This is a genomic window from Providencia sp. PROV269 (genome assembly GCF_028477785.1).
Lineage (GTDB): Bacteria > Pseudomonadota > Gammaproteobacteria > Enterobacterales > Enterobacteriaceae > Providencia > Providencia rettgeri.
This window is the reverse complement of record NZ_JAMPLV010000013.1, coordinates 80,470-104,617: the sequence shown is the minus strand read 5'-3', so window position 1 is coordinate 104,617 and position 24,148 is coordinate 80,470. Positions and strand designations below refer to the sequence as shown.

Annotated in this window: 17 protein-coding genes; 11 read left to right on the top strand and 6 right to left on the bottom strand. The window is 40.2% G+C overall.

Features of this window, described 5'->3' with window-relative positions:
- Positions 1-12 precede the first annotated feature (12 nt).
- A complete protein-coding gene (locus PR683_RS15355) occupies positions 13-1,437 on the bottom strand; it encodes a Na+/H+ antiporter NhaC family protein (protein ID WP_109912727.1) in 1,425 nt (474 codons plus the stop codon).
- A gap of 46 nt (positions 1,438-1,483) precedes the next feature.
- Positions 1,484-2,629 carry a trans-sulfuration enzyme family protein gene (locus tag PR683_RS15350; protein ID WP_109912728.1) on the bottom strand — a complete coding sequence of 382 codons (1,146 nt, stop codon included), beginning with the start codon at positions 2,627-2,629 and terminating at the stop codon, positions 1,484-1,486.
- Between the two features lie 1,212 nt (positions 2,630-3,841).
- Here PR683_RS15350 and PR683_RS15345 point away from each other — a divergent pair.
- From PR683_RS15345 to dbpA, 3 genes are all read left to right on the top strand, one after another.
- Positions 3,842-4,972 (top strand): M20 family metallopeptidase, encoded by a 1,131-nt coding sequence (locus PR683_RS15345; RefSeq protein WP_004913419.1) that lies wholly within the window; start codon positions 3,842-3,844, stop codon positions 4,970-4,972.
- 23 nt (positions 4,973-4,995) lie between these two features.
- Positions 4,996-6,435, top strand: coding sequence for a YfcC family protein (locus PR683_RS15340; protein ID WP_004913421.1), 1,440 nt, complete (start codon positions 4,996-4,998; stop codon positions 6,433-6,435).
- Between the two features lie 273 nt (positions 6,436-6,708).
- Positions 6,709-8,082, top strand: a complete 1,374-nt coding sequence (dbpA, locus tag PR683_RS15335) for an ATP-dependent RNA helicase DbpA (RefSeq protein ID WP_110732119.1) — start codon at positions 6,709-6,711, stop codon at positions 8,080-8,082.
- 69 nt (positions 8,083-8,151) lie between these two features.
- Here the strand turns inward: dbpA and PR683_RS15330 are convergent, their stop codons facing one another.
- On the bottom strand, positions 8,152-8,595 hold the full coding sequence (locus PR683_RS15330; RefSeq protein WP_004262335.1) for a PACE efflux transporter: 444 nt from the start codon (positions 8,593-8,595) through the stop codon (positions 8,152-8,154).
- Positions 8,596-8,696: 101 nt separating this feature from the next.
- Between PR683_RS15330 and PR683_RS15325 the strand changes: the two genes are divergently transcribed.
- The 4 genes from PR683_RS15325 (at position 8,697) to cfa (ending at position 13,912) form a co-directional block, all read left to right on the top strand.
- A complete protein-coding gene (locus tag PR683_RS15325; RefSeq protein WP_109912730.1) occupies positions 8,697-9,581 on the top strand; it encodes a LysR family transcriptional regulator in 885 nt (294 codons plus the stop codon).
- Between the two features lie 161 nt (positions 9,582-9,742).
- Positions 9,743-10,990, top strand: coding sequence for a cytosine permease (codB, locus tag PR683_RS15320; RefSeq protein WP_272571674.1), 1,248 nt, complete (start codon positions 9,743-9,745; stop codon positions 10,988-10,990).
- Positions 10,983-12,275 carry a cytosine deaminase gene (locus PR683_RS15315; RefSeq protein WP_004913433.1) on the top strand — a complete coding sequence of 431 codons (1,293 nt, stop codon included), beginning with the start codon at positions 10,983-10,985 and terminating at the stop codon, positions 12,273-12,275. The genes codB and PR683_RS15315 overlap by 8 nt, the downstream gene beginning before the upstream one ends.
- 473 nt (positions 12,276-12,748) lie before the next feature.
- A complete protein-coding gene (cfa, locus tag PR683_RS15310; RefSeq protein WP_272581881.1) occupies positions 12,749-13,912 on the top strand; it encodes a cyclopropane fatty acyl phospholipid synthase in 1,164 nt (387 codons plus the stop codon).
- A gap of 70 nt (positions 13,913-13,982) precedes the next feature.
- On the opposite strand, the gene torS is transcribed toward cfa, so the two are convergent.
- Positions 13,983-16,736: a TMAO reductase system sensor histidine kinase/response regulator TorS gene (torS, locus tag PR683_RS15305; RefSeq protein WP_272571673.1), complete on the bottom strand. Its 2,754-nt coding sequence runs from the start codon at positions 16,734-16,736 to the stop codon at positions 13,983-13,985.
- Positions 16,737-16,829: 93 nt separating this feature from the next.
- Here torS and torT point away from each other — a divergent pair, with 93 nt between their 5' ends.
- The gene (torT, locus tag PR683_RS15300) at positions 16,830-17,852 is read left to right on the top strand and encodes a TMAO reductase system periplasmic protein TorT (protein WP_371021352.1); all 1,023 of its coding nucleotides are present in this window, start codon (positions 16,830-16,832) and stop codon (positions 17,850-17,852) included.
- On the opposite strand, the gene torR is transcribed toward torT, so the two are convergent.
- Positions 17,825-18,526 (bottom strand): two-component system response regulator TorR, encoded by a 702-nt coding sequence (gene torR / locus PR683_RS15295; RefSeq protein ID WP_004913440.1) that lies wholly within the window; start codon positions 18,524-18,526, stop codon positions 17,825-17,827. The two genes, torT and torR, sit on opposite strands and share 28 nt — an antisense overlap.
- Before the next feature lie 136 nt (positions 18,527-18,662).
- On the opposite strand from torR, the gene torC reads away from it, so the two are divergent.
- From torC to torD, 3 genes are read left to right on the top strand one after another with little or no spacing between them, the layout of a single operon-like run.
- On the top strand, positions 18,663-19,841 hold the full coding sequence (gene torC, locus PR683_RS15290) for a pentaheme c-type cytochrome TorC (protein WP_036958495.1): 1,179 nt from the start codon (positions 18,663-18,665) through the stop codon (positions 19,839-19,841).
- On the top strand, positions 19,831-22,377 hold the full coding sequence (gene torA, locus PR683_RS15285) for a trimethylamine-N-oxide reductase TorA (RefSeq protein ID WP_109912735.1): 2,547 nt from the start codon (positions 19,831-19,833) through the stop codon (positions 22,375-22,377). Before torC ends, torA begins: the two co-directional genes overlap by 11 nt.
- Positions 22,374-22,988 carry a molecular chaperone TorD gene (torD, locus tag PR683_RS15280; protein ID WP_109912736.1) on the top strand — a complete coding sequence of 205 codons (615 nt, stop codon included), beginning with the start codon at positions 22,374-22,376 and terminating at the stop codon, positions 22,986-22,988. The genes torA and torD overlap by 4 nt, the downstream gene beginning before the upstream one ends.
- 99 nt (positions 22,989-23,087) lie before the next feature.
- Here the strand turns inward: torD and PR683_RS15275 are convergent, their stop codons facing one another.
- Positions 23,088-24,038, bottom strand: a complete 951-nt coding sequence (locus PR683_RS15275) for an Rpn family recombination-promoting nuclease/putative transposase (RefSeq protein ID WP_109912737.1) — start codon at positions 24,036-24,038, stop codon at positions 23,088-23,090.
- Positions 24,039-24,148: the final 110 nt, after the last annotated feature.

The window sequence follows — 24,148 nt, the reverse complement described above, 5'->3', positions numbered from 1 at the left end:
TTATTCACCTTATTAATATGTGAAACCTAAATAGAGATAAACCATCAGCGCAAAAGCGGCAGTCACCGTGGCATAAGGCATTTGGGTACGAATATGCTCAATATGGTCACAATCTGTTGCCATAGAGGCCACAATCGCATCACTGGAAATGGGTGATGTCATATCCCCATAAATTGAACCTGCTATTGCGGCACCAATCATATATTCAACAGGCATTCCGACTGAAAGCCCTAATTGCACACCGATTGGGATCATAATCGCAAATGTCCCCCACGATGTTCCAGTTGCTAATGACATCACCGCACTAATTAAAAATATAAAACCGATTGAGAAAGCCGGTGAAATGACACCAGAGGTAATTTCAGCTATATAAGCACCAGTGTTTAAATCTGAAGAAACGGTTCCCATTAAAAAAGCGAGGATCATCACTGAACTAATTTTTACCATGCTGGCATAGCCGATGTATAACTCTTTAAAGAAAGTCTCAATATTAAGCACACGACGCGCTAAGAACCACACAAAAGAGACTAAAGTTCCAAACATGACTCCCCAATATACCGATGTTGAGCCACTACCTTTACTAAAATCACCATTACCAGTGATATAAAGCGCAATAGGTACCATTAATACTGTTGATAAAATTGGAATAAAAAAGTTAAGAGAGGTATGGCAATTAGGATGCTCAATAATATCTTCATCATCCTGCTCAGTTTCTTCAGCAGACAATAAAGTTAAAGCTTGCTGCTCTGCGCGTAAATCCGCTTTTTTCATTGGTCCCCAAGAAACATTGGAGAAAATATAAAATAATACTGAAGCTAAAGAAAACCACGCCATGATATTAAATACCATTGAGCCTGCTAAAATTTCAAATGGCTCTCCAGTAATTAAACCTTTAGATATTTGTACACCAATAACACCCATCATTGCCGCTCCCCAGCCGTTAATCATGGCTGATGAACAAACTGATACGCAGGAAGTTTGTACAATATAGGACATTTTTTCTGGCGAAACACCGTATTTCTTCGCTAATGTTTTTGTTGATGCTCCAGCAATTAATTGGTTAATTGAACTTTCAATAAAAATTAATGATGTAATAATCATCGCCATTAATTGAACAGCTTTTTTATTTTTAATTAACCTTGTTTTATTTGTTAATAATTTAACTAATGATCGCACACCACCAGTAACAACGACTAGCCGCATAATACCGCCAATCATTACCATAAATAGGATAGTTTTTGTATTTCCCGGTGATGCAAACGTATTAATAATACCATCGAGCGTTCCGTTTATACCCAATAATATATTATGGTCATATATAACGGTAAAACCAACTATAATCCCCAGCAATAACGATAATATAACTTGTCGTGTAAAAATGGCTAAAAGTATCGTCACCATTGGCGTGACGATGGTCCAAATTCCATAATCATTCATTAGATGCTCTCTTATTATATTTTAATTTTATTTTGATTTTAATAAATTAAGATAGTGCGTTTTCTAAATCATTTAATAAGTCAGTGATATCTTCAATACCTACAGATAAACGTAATGTGGTGTCATATACATGGATACTTTCCCTTTCTTCTTTTGTCATCGACCCATGTGACATCGTTGCCGAATGGTTTACCATGCTTTCAACACCACCCAATGATTCGGCTAATACAAAGTAATTAACTTTAGATAAAAACGTTTTAGTATCTTCAATATCCCCTTTCAATTTAATTGTCACAACTGCTCCACCTGTACGCATTTGCTTTTTACATAATTCATATTGAGGATGTGAAGCTAATCCTGGGTAATAAACCTGTTCCACTTTCGGGTGCGTAGACAAATAGCTAGCAACTTGCGCTGCATTGCTGCATTGTGCCGCCATACGTAACGCTAATGTTTTTAATCCACGTAAAGCAAGGTAGGCGTCAAAAGGAGAAGCAATTGCTCCTAAAGTCGTTTTTAGAAAATCAAGGCGGCTGGCTAAGTCTTCCCTTTGGGTGATCACAGCACCACCAATTAAATCGGAATGACCGCCAATATATTTACTTGCCGATAGCATCACTAAATCAGCACCTAATTCTAACGGCTTTTGGTTCCAAGCTGTTGCAAATGTATTATCAACACAAGTCAAAATATTATGTTTTTTTGCAAGTGAACAAATCGCATTGATATCAACTAACTCCAATAATGGATTAGTTGGGCTTTCAATCCAAATTAAACGCGTATTCTCTTTTATTTTTGTTTTAACTTCATCAAGGTTATTCAAATCTACATAATCTATTTGATGACCGCTATTAATGGTTGAAACTCGTTCAAATAACCGAAATGTTCCACCATAAACACCTTTCATCGCAATAATATGCGAGTCTTTTGGTAATAAATTTAAGACTAAACTTGAAGCCGCCACACCGGATGAGGTTGCTGTTGCATAACTTCCACCTTCAATTTCTGCTAATAAGGTTTCATATGCATAACGCGTTGGGTTGCTGCAACGTGAATAACAATATTCACCATGCTCTGTTAAACTTTGCTGAACAAAAGTACTGGCTGTTGTAATAGCAGGGAAAATAGCATGATTAACGGTATCTTGCTGCTTTCCACCATGAATTAAAATTGTAGCAATATTCTTAGTCATAATCTAAAACCCAATATAGTAAAATAAAAGTGATATCTTTATATTTGTTGCTAAAAAGAATATGCCATAGGGAAATAGAAAATTTTTTCTAAAAATTGGTGTCTTTATTCAAATTAAGAGAAAAATTTTCTATTAAAGAATTAATTTCCTTTTAATTCATAATGTTGATGCGTTTCCCATAAATGAGCGAGCCGTCACAATATTATTATTTTGTTTATCTTCCACAACCGACCAATCCATAAAAAATACATAACCCACTAAAACAAAACAATAAATGTTTTATTAAAGTTAAATATATCATCACGCAATGTAATTATTTAGTAGATATTCTGTCGTTGATTTAACATGAACCCTAGTACTCATACCTATTTTTCCTCTTCTTATACTGCACAATAGGCATATAAGAGAAAGTTATTCTCTTTTACTTTATTTCTTATAATGAGCTATATCACTTGAAAGCTATAACAATTCGATTAATGCAAATCAACACGCAAAAGAATGGCTATCAAGCAACAATATGCTCAAGGACTATTTATAAGATAGGCACAGAGACTAAATTTGATTGAGTTATTTTTAATTTAATCACCCCAATTTTTTGTTTAAAAAAAGTACAATAACTATTACAAACTATGATAAATGAAATGCTACCGCTATTTAAATTATTAGAAAAATGCATGACCACTATATATTTTATAAATTATTCTAATCACTTTTTCTTAAAGAATCTCAATTTAGCCTAGTGCAGAACTATTCATTATAAATTCAAATTTGCTCGAACAAATTCAGTAATGTATTCCATATTACATATCTTCGTAAAATTACTCTCTATATGGGTTTAATTTTTTAGTGAAGAATCATCTTGTATACAAATTATTTATTATGATACAGTCAAAAAATGCCTATGATTCAAGCATCAAGTATCGATATTGGTTATATCCTTTACTGTGATATGACTCGCTTGAGCATAAAAATTTGGGGCATTAGTTTTCCACAATACAAACAATGAGAATCAAAAAAAAACACAATTATTATTAGTAAATTTGAATTTTATCTTTTGTTCTTATCTTTAATAAAAGCCACGTTTTATTTAGCGAAAATCTGAATTATATAAATTTAACTTAATATAAACTCTGTTTTTATATTACCTAAAATTAAATTTACCACAATAAAAACAACTTAATTTTGTAGTAGAGACAATATAAGGAAACAATTATGAATAATAACTTTTCAGTGCATGAAGCCAGTATGCTTGCGCTACTTAAACAAGTAGTCAATATTGAATCAGGTTCTTATGACAAAGAAGGTGTAGATAACCACGCTGCTGTCTGGTGTGAAAAATATCGCGAAATGGGGTTCGAAGTCGAAATCATTGAAAATGAATCACTCGGTAATAATTATCGAATTTATCACCCATCAACAAAGGCTGATATATTAATTTTATTGCATTTAGATACCGTTTTTCCTAAAGGTACCGTTACTGAACGTCCTTTTAGCATTGAAGGTGACCGCGCTTATGGCCCTGGCGTGATTGATATGAAAGGCAGTCATGTCATGGTATATCAAGTCATGAAACAACTTTATGATAATCAAGACATTCGCTATAAAAATATTGAGATTCTCCTCAATTGTGACGAAGAAATTGGTTCTATTTCATCTCGCGGTGTCATTGAACAATGTGCTTTAGGAAAACGCTACGCACTTGTGATGGAACCTGCGCGTGCCAATGGCGCGATAGTGAGTGCTCGCCGTGGTGTTGGGACTTATGTGTTAAATATTGAAGGGAAAGCCTCACATTCAGGTATCGCACCTGAAGCAGGTATTAGTGCAATTCAGGAACTATCATATAAAATTCAAAGCCTACACGCACTCTCAGCTCATGATAAAGGCCTATCCGTTAACGTTGGTTTAATTTCTGGCGGAACCTCCGTTAATACTGTCGCACCGAATGCCAGAGCAGAAATCGATGTTCGTATCTCGTCTGAAGAACAAGGTATTGAAATCGATAAAAAAGTCAGGGAAGTGTGTAGTACACCAATATTAGACGGTATCAAACTCACCTTAACCGGCGGAATTAATCGCCCACCTATGGCTAAAACGGATGAAAGCACCGTTCTTATCAACATCATTAAAGAAGAAGCTGCACAACTAAATATTGATTTACTCGATGTTTCTACTGGCGGTGGCTCTGATGCCTCTTTTACTGCGGGTGTCGGAACTGCCACTGTAGATGGGTTAGGCCCGATTGGTGGTTACCAGCACAGTGATAAAGAATATTTAGAAATACCGTCGCTCACAGAGCGTGCTCAACTATTTTTCAATGTATTACAACGCATTACACAATAAAAAATAATCCAATAGGAAACTCTATGACAACGATGTCAACAAACACAACAACACCACCTAAAAAACGTTCTGAAGGCTTAAATCCTTATGTGCTTTTGTTTTTTATCTTAGTATTGGCAGGCATTGCGACGTGGATCGTTCCCGCGGGGCAATATGCATCAGAAACAAAAGTCATCACCATGGTAAAAGATGGTATAGAAACAAAAGTATCTAGTTCTTACACCATTCCCGGTAGTTATGAACGCTTACCTGAACAACATGGCATTTTGCCAGGACAAATTTTCACCTCAATTGCCGATGGTCTAATCAAAGCAGCTCCTATTATCTTTTTGATTATTTTCACTGGAGGTGCTTTACATCTTCTTGAAGAAACTGGGGCTATCAAAAAAGTACTCAATAATATCTCGCGCAGTAAAAGGCTTAATGACTTTTTACTAATCAGTATATTCTTTGTCGTTTTTTCTATTTTAGGAACAACAGGAATTGTCGTTAACTCAATTATTGCATTTGTTCCTATCGGTCTTTTAGTTGCTAAATCCGTGGGAATGGACGATAAATTTGGTGCCGCTTTAGTCTATGTCGCGGCTTATTCGGGCTTTAACGCCTCAATCATGGCACCAATGACAGTTGGCCTATCTCAAGGTTTAGCCGACGTCCCGTTGTTATCCGGTCTCGGTTTTAGAATGGCAATTTATATTGCATTTGTTATCGCGGGTATTTTATTTTTAACGATTTATACCAAAAAATGCCGTAACAAAGGTATGGTTCGACCTGATATTGAAATTAATACTGACGAACACCAAACCTCTAAAATTTCAGCTTTGCATGTCATCACCCTTTCCTATAGCGCATTCTGCTTAATCGGATTTATTTTCGGTGCCGTTGAGTGGGGCTGGGGAGAAAAAGAGATGATGGCAATGTTTATCATTTTAGGCGTTGGCGTGGGTATTTTAAACCGTATGTCGCCTAATACCATTGCTACTGGTTTCTTAAAAGGTTGTGCAGGAATGGTAGGCGGCGCGTTTATCGTTGGTATGGCTCGTGCGATTGCTATCGTATTATCTGATGGCATGATTCTGGATACCATCGTTAATGCCATTATTTCAATGATGGACGGTTTACCGAAGACTTTATCTGCCCTTTCCATGTTCGCAACCGCAGCAATTATGCACTTCTTTATTTCATCTGGTTCTGGTGAAGCGGCAGTGCTTGTACCTATTTTCACGCCAATGGGAGATTTATTAGAAATTACTCGCCAAACGACGGTGCAAACTGTATTACTTGGAGAAGGTGTTGTTAACTGTATTAACCCAACATCAGGAATTTTAATGGCTGTACTTGCAACGGCAAAAATTCCTTATACACAATGGGTGAGATTTATTTGGCCATTAGTCTTCACATGGATAGCCATTTCTATTGTCGCTCTCATATATGCAGTAATGACAAATTTAGGTCCTATCTAAAATATCAATATTGAATAATCCACTCTTCTTAGCACCGCTTTTTAGTGGTGCTAAGGGTTGTTGATACAAAATAGAGTAAAAAGGTGTTTTTCTCGTCTTGTGTTATCAACCGCTGTTGTAAATTTTCCATTTCATCACTTCCTGTTGATTTAATTTTGAACTATATCAGTGATAACCAGGTTCTACATTAATAACGAATTAAAAACAGACAGAGTAAGGTAGGAATAGTATTATTAGCCCCATTATGCCTTTTATTCTATTTGAGATTGTATTGTGACTTCATTTGCTGACCTAAATGCGCTTTCTGCGGAACAACTCGCTAACTTGCAAGAGTTAGGCTACCTAAACATGACGCAGATCCAAGCTGCCGCTCTTCCTCCGATCCTTGCTGGTAAAGACGTTCGAGCACAAGCTAAAACTGGCAGCGGCAAAACTGCTGCTTTTGGTCTGGGCTTATTACAACATATTGATGCCAAGTTATTTAAAACTCAGTCATTAGTTTTATGCCCAACTCGCGAACTGGCAGATCAAGTCGCCAATGAATTGCGCCGTTTAGCTCGCGCTATCCCTAATATCAAAATTTTAACACTCTGCGGTGGTGTACCTTTTAGCGTACAACGCGACTCCCTTGCTCATGCAGCACATATCATTGTTGCTACACCGGGGCGCTTACTTGATCATCTAAATCGTGAAACAGTACAACTTGATGCCTTGCAAACATTGGTTTTAGACGAAGCAGACCGAATGCTCGATATGGGCTTTATGCCAGATATTGAAACCATCATTGACTACGCACCAATTAATAGGCAAACATTATTATTTTCAGCTACTTGGCCAGATGAAATTGCACGAATTAGCCAGCAAATTCAAAATAATCCACAAACCATTGAAATCAATAGTGTTGATGAACTTCCCGCGGTTGAGCAGCAATTTTATGAAGTTGCGCGTCACGAAAAAATTACATTATTACAAAAGCTCTTGAGCCGTGAACAGCCCGCTTCTTGCGTCGTTTTCTGTAATACTAAAAAAGATTGCCAAGCTGTTTATGATGCCTTAACTGCAAGCAAACAAAGTGTCCTAGTGCTTCATGGTGATATGGAACAGCGTGAGCGTGACCAAACTCTTGTGCGTTTTGCTAATGGAAGTAGCCGTGTATTAGTGGCTACGGATGTCGCATCCCGCGGGTTAGATATTAAAGCCCTCGAAATGGTGATTAACTATGAATTATCATGGGATCCTGAAGTGCATGTTCACCGCATCGGCCGAACTGCACGCGCCGGTGAAAGCGGTTTAGCAATTAGTTTATGTGCACCAGAAGAAGCCCAGCGGGCCAATGCTCTAGAAGAAATGTTAAACATGAAGCTTAATTGGCAAGCCGAACCAACAGGTTTACGAGTCACTCCATTAGAAGCGACGATGGTGACCTTATGCCTTGATGGCGGTAAAAAAGCCAAAATACGCCCCGGCGACATTTTAGGTGCCTTGACCGGAGAAGTTGGCCTCAATGGCGACGATATTGGCAAGATTGTGATCCACCCTACCCATGCCTATGTGGCACTCAAACGTGAGGTTGCCGAACATGCTCGCAAGCATTTACAGCAGGGGAAAATTAAAGGGAAATCCGTTAAGGCTAGGTTATTAAAATAATCGGTGTGATTCGTGTTTCCTTCTGCACAATGTTAGTACGCAAGGAAACACGATAATTTTCTTACTTTTTTATGATGTGGCGTTATTCTCTTGCGGTAAGGCAGATTTAGGCAATCCAAAAATCTTATCAAAGGCCCAATTAAAAAAGAAAGTATAAATTGGGATAAAAATAATTAAGGCGAAGTCGAGTATTAACGCCTGTAAAAGACTAATTGATAACCACCATGCAATTAAAGGAATTAAAAAAATCACTAACGTTAATTGAAATAATATAGCGTGTACAAACCGGCGCCTAAAGGTTCTAATGCGTGATTTTTGTTTTGATTCCCAATATTCAAATGCAGTATTGAAAATAAAGTTCCAGCTCACTGCAATAGTCGTTATGACTAAAGCTAATGGGCCTGTTGTTTCCGCTGAATTACCGGAAAGAAAAGCCAATGCCAACGCTGAAATTAACCAGCCAATAACCTCATAAGCCGTTACAAAAACAATTTTACGTTTAATCCCCTGCATTTTCCCACCTCCAAAAATATCATTATCAACAAGGTGGTAAAATAAATATTATTCAATGATAATAAAAGTCAGCTTCTATCAATTTTATTGAAAGGTCAATCATGCCATTTAATAGCGATAACCTAACGATTTTTCTCACCGTGTTAGATAAAGGCTCATTTTCTGCAGCGGCTAGGGCATTAAAACGCGTGCCATCTGCAGTCAGTATGGCAGTCGCTAATCTAGAAGCTGAACTTGGATTTGAACTATTTGATAGACACTCTCGGGAGCCTAAACCCACTGAAAAAGCGCTTTCATTAGCCCCCTATGCACGACATATTGTCGCTAACTTATCGCAGCTCAATACGTTTTCTTTAGAATTGACTCAAGGCGTTGAAAGCACGCTGACTATTGGTATTGCGGCAGGTATTAATGCCAATTTACTCTTTGACGCTCTACATATTTTAAGCCAGCGTTACCCTTTACTGCATATTGAGCTGATTACCGCACCTCAAGATGATCTTTTACCGTTACTACATGAAAAACAAATTCATCTCGCGATTGTCTTTGGCGGTTTAAATGTTAATTCCCAAGAGCAATTTCATTACATTGGCGAAGAATCAATTATTGCCACCATTTCGGCTAAACATCCCTCTTTGCAAAATAAAACGTCACTCTATATCGAAGACCTTGTTGAAAGCCGCCAAATAATTATTGCAAGTCGTCAACGTGAATTGAGTGATATACGCATTCTAGTTTCTAGTAATTATTGGAAAACAGACAGTTTTTCTTTAGCTCTCGGTTTAGTCGAAAGTGGTATGGGATGGGGAAATTTTCCTTTATCACTGATTAAAGATAAATTACACGATGGTTCACTAAAACCCCTTGAGTTTAAAAATACTCCAAATGGCTTCAAACTGCCTATTCATGTGGTATGTTTGCAAGGTCATGCGCTTAAACGTGGTGCACAAGAATGCATTGAATTACTGAAAAATAAGGTAATTTAAACCCTCAATTATTTATTTTTCCTATTTTTAATTCCATAAATTAAATTATTTCTGGACACATTAATTCTTTTAAACCATCAACGAAAACGTTTGCTTTTTATTTTGATGGCTATAAAATGCGTCGGATTTTTTTGGCCTGAGAAAAATAACTGGAGACAATCGTGCCTGACGATAAAAATTATAGCCATGGCCCCGTGCCCATATCCGCGCGGAAAGGCGGACTAGCATTAACCTTTGTGATGCTAGGTTTAACGTTCTTTTCCGCCAGTATGTGGACCGGAGGCGCTCTCGGTACCGGTCTTGATTTTCATGATTTCTTCCTCGCAGTTCTTATCGGTAATCTTCTTCTTGGTATCTACACCGCATTTCTTGGTTTTATTGGTTCTAAAACAGGCTTAACTACCCACCTTCTTGCTCGTTATTCCTTTGGTATTAAAGGCTCATGGCTCCCCTCTTTCCTATTAGGTGGCACACAAGTCGGCTGGTTTGGTGTCGGTGTTGCGATGTTTGCCATTCCTGTTGGTAAAGCCACGGGTTGGGATATCAACTGGTTGATTGGTATTTCAGGGGTCTTAATGACCGTTACGGTTTTTTTCGGTATTTCTGCTCTAACTATACTGTCAATCGTTGCAGTTCCTGCCATTGCGATACTCGGCAGTTATTCCGTCTACCTTGCTATCACTGACATGGGTGGAATGAGTGCATTGCAGGCAGTCGTCCCCGCAAAACCTATCGATTTTAACCTTGCCTTAGCCATGGTAGTGGGGTCTTTTGTGAGTGCTGGAACATTAACAGCTGATTTTGTGCGTTTCGGACGAAAACCTAAGATTGCGGTGCTTGTCGCCATTATTGCTTTTTTCCTTGGTAATTCATTGATGTTTATCTTTGGAGCTGCTGGTGCGGCATCATTAGGTATGGCAGATATCTCAGATGTGATGATTGCCCAAGGTTTACTATTACCCGCAATTATCGTTTTGGGTTTAAATATTTGGACAACTAACGATAACGCCCTATATGCGTCAGGTTTAGGGTTTGCCAATATCACCGGCTTATCCAGCAAAACCTTATCCATTGTCAATGGACTGGTTGGAACGCTATGTGCGCTGTGGTTATATAATAATTTTGTTGGCTGGCTAACTTTCTTATCTGCGGCTATTCCCCCTATTGGCGGAATTATCATCGCCGACTACCTCATGTACCGCCACCGCTACGAAACCTTTGATCGCAGTAAAATGCGTGATGTCAACATCAGTGCATTAATCGCCGTTGCCGCTGGGGTTATCGCAGGTAACTGGTTATCAGGTATTGTTCCTGTCAATGCCGTGTTGGGCGGTGCATTATGTTACGCTATCCTTAACCCATTATTAAATCGCCGCCATACTACTGATTCGGAGATGACCCGTGCTTAACCAAACTATCAAACATATCCATAATGTCCGTTTACCTGAGCGTGATGGCCTGTGGCGTATTGATATTGACAATCAAAAAATTCAAGCCATTCTTCCACAACCTCAAGGTGAAGTATTACCAGACAGCTTAGACGGTGAAGGTGGATTAGTTACGGCTCCCTTCGTTGAGCCACACATTCACTTGGATACCACTCAAACCGCGGGGCAACCAAGCTGGAACCAGTCAGGAACACTCTTTGAAGGCATCGAACGTTGGGCAGAGCGTAAAGCGATGCTCACCCACGATGATGTTAAAAATCGAGCGTGGCAAACCCTTAAATGGCAAATTGCCAATGGTATTCAACATGTTCGTACTCATGTGGATGTGTCAGATCCGACATTAACCGCACTGAAAGCGATGTTAGAGGTAAAACAAGAAATCGCACCTTGGGTTGATGTGCAAATTGTGGCTTTTCCACAAGAAGGTATTTTGTCTTATCCAAATGGCGAAGCCCTGTTAGAAGAAGCGTTACGCCTAGGAGCCGACGTCGTTGGTGCCATTCCACATTTTGAATTTACTCGTGAGTATGGCGTGGAATCACTCCATAAAACATTTGCTTTAGCACAAAAATATGACCGCTTGATTGATGTCCACTGTGATGAAATCGATGATGAGCAATCCCGTTTTGTTGAAACAGTCGCAGCGTTAGCACATGCACAAGGGATGGGTTCTCGCGTCACGGCAAGCCATACCACCGCAATGCATTCATACAATGGCGCTTATACTTCCCGTTTATTTCGCCTACTAAAAATGTCTGGAATTAACTTTGTCGCTAACCCACTAGTAAATATTCACTTACAAGGCCGCTTTGATACTTATCCAAAACGCCGTGGAATTACGCGAGTGAAAGAGATGCTAGCCGCGGATATTAATGTGTGCTTTGGTCACGACGATGTATTTGACCCATGGTACCCATTAGGTACAGCCAATATGTTGCAAGTACTGCATATGGGGTTACATGTCTGCCAATTAATGGGTTACCAGCAAATCAATGATGGGCTGAAACTGATTAGTGAATACAGCGCACGTACATTGAACTTGCAAGATTATGGTGTGAGTGAAGGAAACCGAGCTAGTTTATTAATTTTACCTGCAGAAAATGGCTTTGATGCCGTGCGTCGTCAAGTCCCTGTTCGTTATTCTGTTCGCGATGGCCAAGTTATCGCTAATACCCAACCCGCAGTAACCCAAATTCATTTAGAACAAACAGAAGCAATCCATTATGGATATTCTCCAAAAATCTAATCATTGAATTTTTATTCCTAAATGGCTCTCTATAATCATAGGTGAGCCATTTGCTCTACGCCTCATCATTAATTTCAATAAAATCAGCCCAAAAAACCAATCTTAATCAGATAAAAAGCAACAAATAACGTTTTTTTTCACACAAATGTCATTTCTATATACTAGACTTATTCCAATACTCATTGAAGAGCTTGAAAAGCTTTGATGAGCAAATAATTGTCTTATAAGAACTCTTTTTTTGGTTATAAGTGCCATTTCTAAGTATTAAGTGCAATTTCTATTGAAATTCAATGTGAACGTTTTATATTTTTTATAGAGTTATCTGAAACTGGATTTGAGCTTTATTTATAGCAACAATAACGCTAATACACTGACTGTCGTGCAGCGGTGGTCAATATTCCTGTTTTGCTGTACCACGAATACGTCACAAATAAAGTTCTCTGAATCCCACTTTGATAAAAATTGGAGATCAGATGAGTACTGAACAAGTCGTTAACCAAAAAACCACTATCGACTCCTGGCAACGCATTGCTACTGAATTATTGAGTGAAGCTGGCATTAAAATTAATGGCTCCCGCCCTTTCGATATCCAGGTACACAACCCCCATTTCTTTAAACGAGTGCTACAACACGGCTCAATAGGATTAGGTGAAAGCTATATGGATGGTTGGTGGGATTGCGAGCGTTTAGATATATTTTTCCAATATGTCTTACGCCATAAACTCGATAAAAAAATACCTCACAATTTCAGTGATACACTGAAAATTGCTGTCGCACGTGTTCGCAATTTACAAACCCTAAAACGTGCTCGTATTGTTGGAAAAGAACATTACGACCTCGGAAATGACTTGTTTTCCCTGATGCTCGACCCTTATATGCAATATTCTTGTGGCTACTGGAAAGGTTTAGAAACGGTTCCTGAAAACCTTCCTCTCGCGCAAGAACAAAAATTAAATTTAATCTGCGAAAAACTGCAATTAAAACCCGGTATGCGATTACTTGATATCGGCTGTGGCTGGGGGGGACTCGCTGCCTATGCAGCAAAAAACTTTGGGGTTTCTGTTACGGGTGTCACTATTTCCGCTGAGCAACAAAAATATGCTCAAGCTCGCTGTGCAGGCTTAGATGTTGATATTAAATTAGAAGATTATCGGAATCTTAACGACCAATTTGACCGTATTGTCTCTGTAGGTATGTTTGAGCATGTCGGCCCTAAAAATTATTCGACTTACTTTGATGTTATTCAACGCAACCTAAAAGCTAACGGTTTGTTTTTACTTCACACCATTGGTTCTAATCAAAATAAAGTGAATGTTGACCCATGGACTAATAAATATATTTTTCCAAACGGCTGCCTACCTTCTGTGCAAAATATTGGCGAAGCCAGCGAAGGCAAACTGGTCATGGAGGATTGGCATAATTTTGGTGCTGATTATGACCATACTCTCATGGCATGGTATTCCCGTTTTCAAGCCGCTTGGCCAGAACTCGAGCATAATTATACGACTCGTTTCAAACGCATGTTTTCTTATTATTTAAATGCTTGCGCTGGTGCATTTAGAGCACGAGATATCCAATTATGGCAAATACTGTGGAGCCCACAAGGTGTGAGCGGTGGCCTGCGTGTTGCGCGCTAAATCTTAGCCCTGAACATGGTCTTCAACAGATAAAAAGCAGCTAAATGAACCTTACTGGCTATTTGAAGAATCAATGCGCTCTATTCAACCATTGCTCAATAGCCTGTAAGCCTTGCTGTATATCATTTTTCAGTTGAGTATCCGCCATTGGCTGCTGCTCTAATAATGCACAGCTTTGTACTGCACTTTGCATTCCTAAACTAGCACAACTGCTTTTTAACTGGTGAGCAAGGCGTTTTATTTGTTCTGTGTTATTTTCTGCTCGTGCAATATCAATTTGGTCGATTAGCGGCAGGGAATGCTGTTTAAAAATACTCACCCATTCACGAATTTTTGAGAGCCCCATTAATTCAGCATCACTAATAAGCTGTTGCAAATCTACAAATTTTTCCTGAACACTAGAATCGGACAACGTATACTCACCGCCTGAAATATATTTAACGATCAACTGGTTTAACCTATCTCTTGGTACTGGTTTTTGAATGATACCGCGAAAAACTTGACTCGTCCGTTGGTGCAATGTTTCATCAATCACATGAGCACTAAAACCAATCAAAACCAATGCGGGGTAGGCTTTCGCTATTTGTTTAGCCAAGGTGATCCCATCGATATCAGGTAAACCAAAATCCACCAACGCTGCCGTAAATTGTTGCCCAGTTTGTAAAGCAGCTAATGCTTCTGCCGCAGAACCAACAGTGGTTACCTGTGCCCCACTTCGAGTTAACATTTCTCCACTTATTTTCTGAGTCAATGGGTTGTCTTCTATGAGTAATAAATGTACGCCTCGCATGTCTGATGGTAGATCCGCCGATTTACTAACTGGATGCGAGGCGATAGATAACGGTAATGTTAAACGAAAACAGCTTCCACTCCCTAACTGGCTACTAACCGTCAATTCACCGGCCATCGCTTGTGCTAAACTTGCACTAATTGTCAGCCCAAGCCCTGTTCCACCCCGCTGGCTATCGACTTGCACAAATGGCTTAAAAATATCAGTAAATCGCGAGTTATCAATGCCACACCCGGTGTCTTCCACTTCAATAAACCAATATTTGCCATAACGGCAACTACGCAAAGTAATCCGCCCCTGCTGAGTGAAACGTAGTGCATTACTGAGTAAATTCGTGATAATTTGCCGGATCCGGAGCGGGTCCCCTTGTAAGGCAGTAGGTAAATCATCTGCAATATCAGCAACTAACTGAATGGCATGATTTTTATTACTGGCATTCATTAAATACAAGGTACTTTCCAATAATGGCTTGGGCTCGAAAGGTTCCTCATTGATAGAAACATTTTGTCCCCCAGCTTCAATAGCAGAGTAATCCAAAATGTCATTTAAAATAGCCAATAAGGATTCACCTGAATCCGTAATTGCATATAAATCATCATGATATTGATTAAGCGCTTTATTTTCTAATAGCAATTGCGCTGTCCCCAAAATTCCATAAAGTGGCGTGCGAATTTCATGGCTCATTGCCGCCAAAAATGCCGATTTTGCCTGATTGGCTTTTTCTGCTTCAGCGCGAGCTTTGCGGTGCTCAACAACCATCACCCGCAGTTCTGCCGTTCTCACTTTGACTTGGTCCGCTAGTTGTTCACGCTGATTATTTAAAGCATGGACACTCGCACGAAATGCATCCATTAAACGGCCAATCGTATCAAGCTCTTTCACGCCTGCGGTTTCAGGAAATGCAGAGTCAATATCGCCCTCAAGCAAGCGCTGAAGCGCTTGGGTTTGCTGTGCCAACGGCTTTGTCACTAAGCGGTAAACCACTCGCCAAAGGATCAAAATCAATGAGAGTAATGAAACAATACTTAATGCTAACAACCAATTTTGCCCCCGTTCACTGGCTTGTTTAAGTTGCCCCAATGCGGTTTGGTTACGAAGTTCAATGATGTCAACTAATTGAGCTACTTCACTACTAAAACGTGCAAATTGGTCAATATTATTTTGCGATAAAATCTGTAAACGAGTTGTGATGTCGTTATCTTGGCGATACAACGTAATTAACTCGGTATAACGCTTAACGCTATTTAAGGCATTTTCTACCTGGCTTCTCACGGCAGGGTCTTCAATATATTTTTGCCGACGTTGTAAGATTTTGACTGCAGAATTCAGCTGATTTTCTAATTCTGCCATATTACGATTGGGTTGGTTTGAACCTAAATTAAGTACCATTTGCTGTACGCGCATAGCGCTTAATCGCAGCTCATTCATTTGGCTAGCATATTCAAGATCAATATCAATAAGTTGATCAAGGGCTTGCTGTGCTTGTTCCCCTTGTTTTCGCTCGATTAGGTCATAAATACTCACCTGCGTTGCACCAGCGGAGGTCGCTGCATTATTGGCTTGGCCATGCGCTTTTTGGGCGATATCACCCGCCGCAGCGATGATATGTTGCCTTAACTGTTGTTGCTCAGTGCGCAGTTTTAACCGCTGGCCAACTAATTCACCTTGTTGGCTTAATGATTGAGCGATTTCTTTTTCTTGTTGTTCTATATCTTGTGTGTTGAAGCCTTGTTCTCGTAATGTTTTCAGCAAATTAGTGATTTTAAGGCTTTGTGCCGTTAACATCCGTCCTTGCGCTAACCAAATACTTTCGCTATCTGCATTGGTGAGATTCTGCGCAGAAAATAGCTCCCAAGCACTTGCTTCACTCAATTGCCTTGCCATATTCATGGTTGGAATCAAAGCCTCGGTATTGGCCTGTTCAACTTGGCTAACAAAACGTAAGTTGTACCACCCCACAAGGGTGCTGATAAAGGTCAATACTGCCATCAGCGCAAAGCCCATCCACAATCGTCTAGTTAGTGATAAATTCACGGTTTAGTTAGCCTAAAAATTAAAATGGTTGAGTTAACTGCAAGAAAGCATTTAGGATAAAGGTTTCTGGTTTGTGAGGCTATCATGCGTGTATTGATTTTACTACTGTTCACATTTTACTCATTACTGAGCCTAGCAATGGCGCAGAATAGTTCACTCATTCAGTGGCGTGATACACTACACTTTACCTCCCAACCACATAATCCCATTACCGCTACAAAAACATGGAAATTGTGTGCGCTTTATCCTAGCTTAAAAGATTCTTATTGGTTATCAATTAATTATGGTATGCAAAAAGCAGCCAAAAGCTATAGTATTGACCTAAATGTATTAGAAGCTGGCGGATATAACCAGCTAGCCACTCAGCAAAAGCAAATTACGCAATGCCAACAGTGGGGAGCAGATGCCATTTTACTGGGCAGTAGCACTACAGCCTTTCCAAACCTGAGCCAACTGGTAGGAAATACGCCTGTCATTGAAGTCATCAACGCGACACACGATAAAACAGTTAAAACCCGCGTGGGTGTACCTTGGTTTCAAATGGGCTATCAGCCGGGACGCTATTTAGTGCAATGGAGCCAAGGTAAGCCATTGAAAGTGTTACTTATGCCTGGGCCATTAAATGCTGGCGGTAGCCTTGAAATGGAACAAGGATTCAGAGAGGCTATTGCGGGTAGCCATGTACAAATTGTGGATGTTGCACAAGGGGATAACGACATTGAAGTTCAACGCAATTTATTACATGAAATGCTAGAGCGTAACCCAGATATTGATGTCGTCGTTGGCACAGCTATCGCCGCTGAAGCCGCAATGGGTGAAGGCCGTAACTTAACAAAACCATTGAATATTGTTTCTTTTTACTTATCACATCAAGTCTATCGCGGCTTAAAAAGAGGCCGAATAATTATGGCAGCTAGCGACCAAATGGTTTGGCAAGGTGAGCTAGTCATTGAACAAGCCATCAAAGTATTACAAAAGCAGCCAGTTCCAAACAATATAAGCCCGCCAATTTTAGTGCTTACTCAACAAAATGCAGATAGTGAACACTTACGTAATTCATTATCTCCAGGAGGATTTAGGCCCGTATATCAGTATACATCGGCGGCTAAAAAATAACCTTCACCATGCTGAGTCACTAATAAATCAGCATTAATCTTGTGGCGTAAACGGCGAATAAGTACATCTACCGTGCGTAAATCAGGGTGATCAACTCGACGGGCTGATAACATACGTAAAAGACGTTCTCGGGTTAGAATCTCCCGTGGGTTTGTCACAAAAGCCACTAGCATTTCATATTCAGCACGAGTGAGTTTGATTGCTTGATGCTTAAATTCGAGCGTATGCATCGAAACATTTAGGCAATAGCCAGCGAACTGATAGCAATTATCTTGAGAAACAACCTGGGTTTGTGATGGTTTAGCAAGATCAATTCGCCAAAGTAAATTTTTGACACGAACAACGAGCTCCCTGAGTTCCAAAGGTTTAGTAACGTAATCATCTGCTCCCATTTCTAAACCCACAATACGGTCAATTTGGTCACAACGGCCTGTGACTAAAATAATTCCTACTGTAAAACGCTCACGTAGCGCCCTTGTTAACATTAACCCATTTTCATCCGGTAAATTAATATCCAACAGAATCAAGTCAACTACTTGCTGATCCATAATTTCGCGTAAACCTGCACCATTCCCCGTAACAGAAACACGATATCCTTCTTGCTCAAAGTAAGCCTGTAAACGCGCCTGAGTAACGGGTTCGTCTTCAACAACCACAATATGATGTGATGTCATTGATATACTCTCTTCTGTTCATATCTGTTCATATTTACCCATATCTTGCCGTAAGCTGTTCATCCTGACTAGTACCGCTATTCATATTAACTCAATAAGATCGCCTGTATTAAACCATATAATTACAGGGGCTATTATGCGGAAACTCTGGAGAGCGTTGCGAAAACCAAGTGCTCGTTGGTCAATGCTTACGTTAATCGTTGTCGGGATTGCAGTGGGTGTTGCGTTAATCGTTGTACCCCATGTTGGGATGAAAGTGACTAGCACCACCGAGTTTTGTGTCAGTTGCCATAGCATGGAACCCGTTTACGAAGAATATAAGCAATCCGTGCATTTCCAAAATGCCTCTGGGGTACGTGCAGAATGCCATGACTGCCATATTCCCTCCGACCTTCCAGGCATGATTAAACGGAAACTCGAAGCAAGCAATGATATTTATCAAACATTTATTGCTCATTCGATAGATACCCCTGAAAAATTTGAAGCCAAACGCGCCGAACTTGCAGAACGTGAATGGGCTCGCATGAAAGAGAACAATTCGGCCACTTGCCGCTCTTGTCATGATTACGACTCGATGGATCACGCCAAGCAAAATCCAGAAGCGGCTCGCCAGATGCAAATCGCTGCGAAAGAGAATCAATCCTGCATTGACTGCCACAAAGGAATTGCCCACCAATTACCTGATATGAGCAGCGGTTTTCGTAAACAATTCGATGAGCTGCGCGCGAAGGCAAATAGTGATTCAGATATTCTGTATTCACTTGATATTAAACCTATTTATGCAAATAAAGGGGATAAAGACCCTGCTGGTTCGTTACTTCCTGCCTCAGAGGTGAAAGTCCTAAAACGTGATGGCGATTGGCTACAAGTTGAAATCACTGGGTGGACAGAAACTGATGGCCGCCAACGAGTCCTATCCGAATTCCCTGGTAAACGAATTTTCGTTGCTTCTATACGCGGTGATGTTCAAGAAAATGTGAAAAATTTAGAGAGTACCGTCGTCGCTGCAACAGATACCTCATGGAGCAAATTGCAAGCGACCGCCTGGATGCAGCAAGGCGATATGGTCAATGATATCAAACCGATATGGGCTTATGCAGACTCTTTATATAACGGCTCCTGTAATCAATGCCATGGCGCGCCAGATATTGCTCACTTTGATGCTAACGGTTGGATAGGCACATTAAACGGTATGATTGGCTTTACCAGTTTAGATAAGCGAGAAGAGCGTACCTTACTGAAATACTTACAAATGAATGCATCTGATACCGCAGGATCTTCACACGGTGATAACGGAGTACAGAATGAAAAATAATCCAACTTTTCAAGCTTCTCGTCGACGCTTTTTGTTCCAGCTTGGCGGGCTCACTGTTGCGGGTATGTTAGGCCCTTCCCTCTTAACACCACGTAAGGCTAGCGCTGCAACGGCTGGTGAACAAACTGCGGTGGTACAAGAAGGCATTCTGACTGGGTCGCACTGGGGTGCAATCCGCGCTACTGTGGTTGATGGTCGCTTTATCGAAGCCAAGCCCTTTGAACACGATAAATTTCCATCCAAAATGATTGCAGGGTTACCTGACCATGTTCATGGTACTGCCCGTATTCGTTATCCAATGGTACGTGTTGATTGGCTACGTAAACGCCATTTAAGTGATACCTCACAACGAGGTGATAACCGCTTCGTACGTGTTTCTTGGGATGAAGCCCTTGATTTGTTCTATCAAGAATTAGAACGTGTTCAAACAACCTATGGACCAAGTGGATTACTCACTGCAAATGGTTGGCAATCGACAGGGATGCTTCACAACGCTTCAGGTATGTTAGCTCGCGCCATTGCGCTGCATGGCAATAGTGTCAGTACTGGCGGAGATTACTCAACAGGGGCTGCACAAGTAATTTTACCTCGAGTTGTTGGGTCGATGGAGGTTTATGAACAACAAACCTCTTGGCCGTTAGTCCTCAAAAATAGTAAAACCATTGTGTTGTGGGGCTCTGACCTGATTAAAAATCAACAAGCTAACTGGTGGTGCCCTGATCATGACGTTTATGAATATTATGAACAATTGAAAGAAAAAGCCGCTAACGGTGAGATAAAAGTCATCAGTATTGACCCTATAATCACCTCAACGCATGATTACCTTGGGCGTGCCAATGTTCAACATATTGCGATTAACCCGCAAGCGGATGTACCATTACAATTAGCCATCGCCCACACGCTTTACATTGAAGACTTACATGATAAAACCTTCTTAAAAGAATATTGTGTCGGTTTCGAGCAATTTGTTCCCTACTTAATGGGAAAAACGGATGGGCAACCCAAAGATGCACAATGGGCAGCTGAAATTTGTGGTATTGATGCCGATACAATCCAAGCTTTAGCTCGCCAAATGGCAGCAGATCGCACCCAAATCATTGCAGGTTGGTGCGTTCAACGCATGCAACATGGTGAACAATGGTCATGGATGATTGTTGTTTTAGCTGCGATGTTAGGTCAAATTGGCTTACCGGGTGGAGGATTTGGCTTCGGTTGGCACTACAATGGAGCAGGAACCCCTAGCCGTCAGGGAATTATTTTAAGTGGTTTTTCTGGCTCAACTAAAGTGCCCCCCATTCATGATAACAATGACTACAAAGGCTACAGCAGCACCATTCCTATTGCTCGTTTTATTGATGCGATTTTAGAGCCCGGAAAAACAATCAACTGGAACGGTAAAGCGGTTAAATTACCGCCACTAAAAATGTGCGTATTTGCCGGAACCAATCCATTCCACCGCCACCAACAAATTAACCGTATTATTGAAGGTTGGCGCAAGCTTGAAACGGTTGTTTCTATCGATAATCAATGGACATCCACTTGCCGCTTTGCCGATATCGTATTACCGGCAACCACGCAATTTGAACGTAATGACCTTGACCAATACGGTAACCATTCAAATCGTGGCATTATTGCAATGAAACAACTCGTTGAACCGCAATTTGAGTCACGCAATGACTTCGATATTTTACGCGACCTATGCCGCCGTTTTGGTCGTGAAGAAGCCTTTACTGAAGGTTTGGACGAAATGGGCTGGCTAAAACGTATTTGGCAAGAAGGCAGCCAGCAGGGGAAAGGCCGTGGTATTCATCTACCCTCCTTCGATGTCTTCTGGGAAAAAGACGGTTATGTAGAATTTGAGCATCCACAAATGTTTGTTCGTCATCAAGCATTTAGAGAAGATCCCGACTTAGAACCATTAGGAACACCGAGTGGTTTAATTGAAATTTACTCAAAAACTATTGCCGACATGCAATATGATGATTGCCAAGGCCACCCAATGTGGTTCGAAAAAGCAGAACGCTCTCATGGTGGTCCAGGTTCAAAAAAATGGCCATTACATTTGCAATCTGCACATCCCGATTTTCGCTTACACTCACAACTGTGCGAGTCCCCTGTATTACGTCAATATTATTCCGTTAGTGGCAAAGAACCGGTCTTTATTAGTCCTCAAGATGCGAAAGCTAGGGGTATACAAAATGGTGATATCGTTCGCGTTTTCAACGACCGAGGGCAAGTGTTAGCGGGAGCCGTGGTTTCAGACCTATACACAAAAGGCGTTGCCCGTATCCATGAGGGAGCTTGGTATGACCCGACTAAGGGCGGAGAAATCAATGCGCTGTGCAAATACGGAAACCCAAACGTATTGACGCTTGATATTGGAACCTCTCAATTAGCGCAAGCCACCAGTGCACATACAACCTTAGTAGAGATAGAAAAATATACAGGACAAGTGGATAACGTGAATGCATTCGATGGGCCAATTGAAATGGTTGCTCAGTGTGAATATGTTCCTGCATCACAGGTGAATAAATGACAAAACAAAGCACTTTTGCACCAGAACAAATAGCGTGTATTTATGCATGGCTAGCACAATTGTTCTCACGTGAACTAGATAGTGCAACATTAGTGCAACTTCAATCTAGCGAGATGATGGATTGGTTTACGACTGTCGAGCAGGAACCCGTTCTAACTTTGCCAATTCAAGCAGTTAAAACAAAAGTCCAAGCGCTAATAATGCGAAATGATGCACAACTCGAATTAGCCGCCGACTTCTGTAGCTTATTTTTAATGTCTGATAAGCAATCAGCTTTACCTTACGCCTCAGTTTATCCAAACTGTGAGCAAGGTAATGAACAAATTAAGTACTTATTAGCCGAGGCTGGAATGGAAACTAATGAGGCATTTAGAGAGCCTTCTGATCATATTTCAATTTTTTTAGAGCTATTAAGTCACTTACATTTTTCATTAAATGAAGCCCATTTGGACCAAGAAAAAGTAAGGCAATTGCGCCTAAAAACCTTGTCACTTTTACTGCAATGGCTACCAATATTTAGCCAAAATTGCCAACGGTATGATGAGTTTGGTTTTTATGCCGCTTTGAGTCAACTGTCGTTAGCACTAGTTCAATGGGATAAGCAAACCTAGTAGATGCCATTTAAATAATTTATATATTATTCAACTATTATTAAATAAAGGGATATTGATAAATAATATCCCTTTTAAATCTGAGTCATAACACCTGAGTTACTGTAAAGAAATAAGTTTTTCACGGCTCAGCCCAGTGCTTTTCATTATTATCTCGATACTAACTCCTTGCTCCAAAAGATTCCGTGCAGTTGCTATATTTGCCTCTTCTTTGCCTTTTTTAAATCCCTCTTGCAACCCTTCTTGCCGCCCTTCTTGCCGCCCTTCTTGCCGCCCTTCTTGCCGTCCTTTATCTTGCAATCGTTGCGCAATATTCATGATTGTCTCCTTATGCTTTTCTGTTTGTTCACCTAAAACTTGAATAACTTGTTCAAAATTATGGGAGTCCAAGGCAATAAACAAATAATTTAGGATAGTTATGATGTCGTTATCACTATTATAATGTTTATTGAGTGCCTTCGCCAATAGAGGGAGTACTTGTTGGAATTCATCCCGAAGATATTTATGTTTCATCGCTAATTCCATTACTGCTATTTTTCGATGGTTAACGAGTTCATTATCATCAATAACGGTAATATCTACGAGTGGAAACGGTTGTGTGTATAACTCATGTGCAATCTCTGGTAATGGAAAACACTCCGTCCAAAGTTGTGTATATGGATAAGGCGAACGCCCCCCATGGTAAAATAATATAGGCACAACAATGGGTAATGTTGTATTTCCTTGCTGCATATGCTGATTCATCGCTAAAAACGCATAATGCATTAAACGCCACGCCATAAGTTTATCGGGGGTTGATTGGTGTTCAACTAAAAGATAAATATAACCTTCCCCTTGAGAGGTTCGTACTGAATACAATACATCCGATAACCGTGAGCGAAGTTGTTTATCAATAAACGAGGAATTTGTCAGCGATAACGTATTGAAATCACATAATGATTTTATATGTTCCGGTAAATGAATTTCAAAGAAGTCTCGTGCATTTGCAATGTTTGTCATAAATCCTTTAAAAGCCGCATCATGTATCGTTGATGTCGTTTTTTTCTTCATTCAACAATCCTTATTGAAAAGAGCAACGACCACACAATAAAGCAAAAAATTCAGTTTGTCTGTTCAGTATAACCATGTGATAAAAATCGAAATTTTTGAAAGAATCGATA

Bases quoted from the DNA above. Each gene is read 5' to 3' on its own strand.
- PR683_RS15355 (WP_109912727.1), bottom strand. From the start codon at position 1,437: ATGAATGATTATGGAATTTGGACCATCGTCACGCCAATGGTGACGATA.
- PR683_RS15350 (WP_109912728.1), bottom strand. From the start codon at position 2,629: ATGACTAAGAATATTGCTACAATTTTAATTCATGGTGGAAAGCAGCAA.
- PR683_RS15345 (WP_004913419.1), top strand. From the start codon at position 3,842: ATGAATAATAACTTTTCAGTGCATGAAGCCAGTATGCTTGCGCTACTT.
- PR683_RS15340 (WP_004913421.1), top strand. From the start codon at position 4,996: ATGACAACGATGTCAACAAACACAACAACACCACCTAAAAAACGTTCT.
- PR683_RS15330 (WP_004262335.1), bottom strand. From the start codon at position 8,595: ATGCAGGGGATTAAACGTAAAATTGTTTTTGTAACGGCTTATGAGGTT.
- PR683_RS15325 (WP_109912730.1), top strand. From the start codon at position 8,697: ATGCCATTTAATAGCGATAACCTAACGATTTTTCTCACCGTGTTAGAT.
- cfa (WP_272581881.1), top strand. From the start codon at position 12,749: ATGAGTACTGAACAAGTCGTTAACCAAAAAACCACTATCGACTCCTGG.
- torR (WP_004913440.1), bottom strand. From the start codon at position 18,526: ATGACATCACATCATATTGTGGTTGTTGAAGACGAACCCGTTACTCAG.
- torC (WP_036958495.1), top strand. From the start codon at position 18,663: ATGCGGAAACTCTGGAGAGCGTTGCGAAAACCAAGTGCTCGTTGGTCA.
- torA (WP_109912735.1), top strand. From the start codon at position 19,831: ATGAAAAATAATCCAACTTTTCAAGCTTCTCGTCGACGCTTTTTGTTC.
- torD (WP_109912736.1), top strand. From the start codon at position 22,374: ATGACAAAACAAAGCACTTTTGCACCAGAACAAATAGCGTGTATTTAT.
- PR683_RS15275 (WP_109912737.1), bottom strand. From the start codon at position 24,038: ATGAAGAAAAAAACGACATCAACGATACATGATGCGGCTTTTAAAGGA.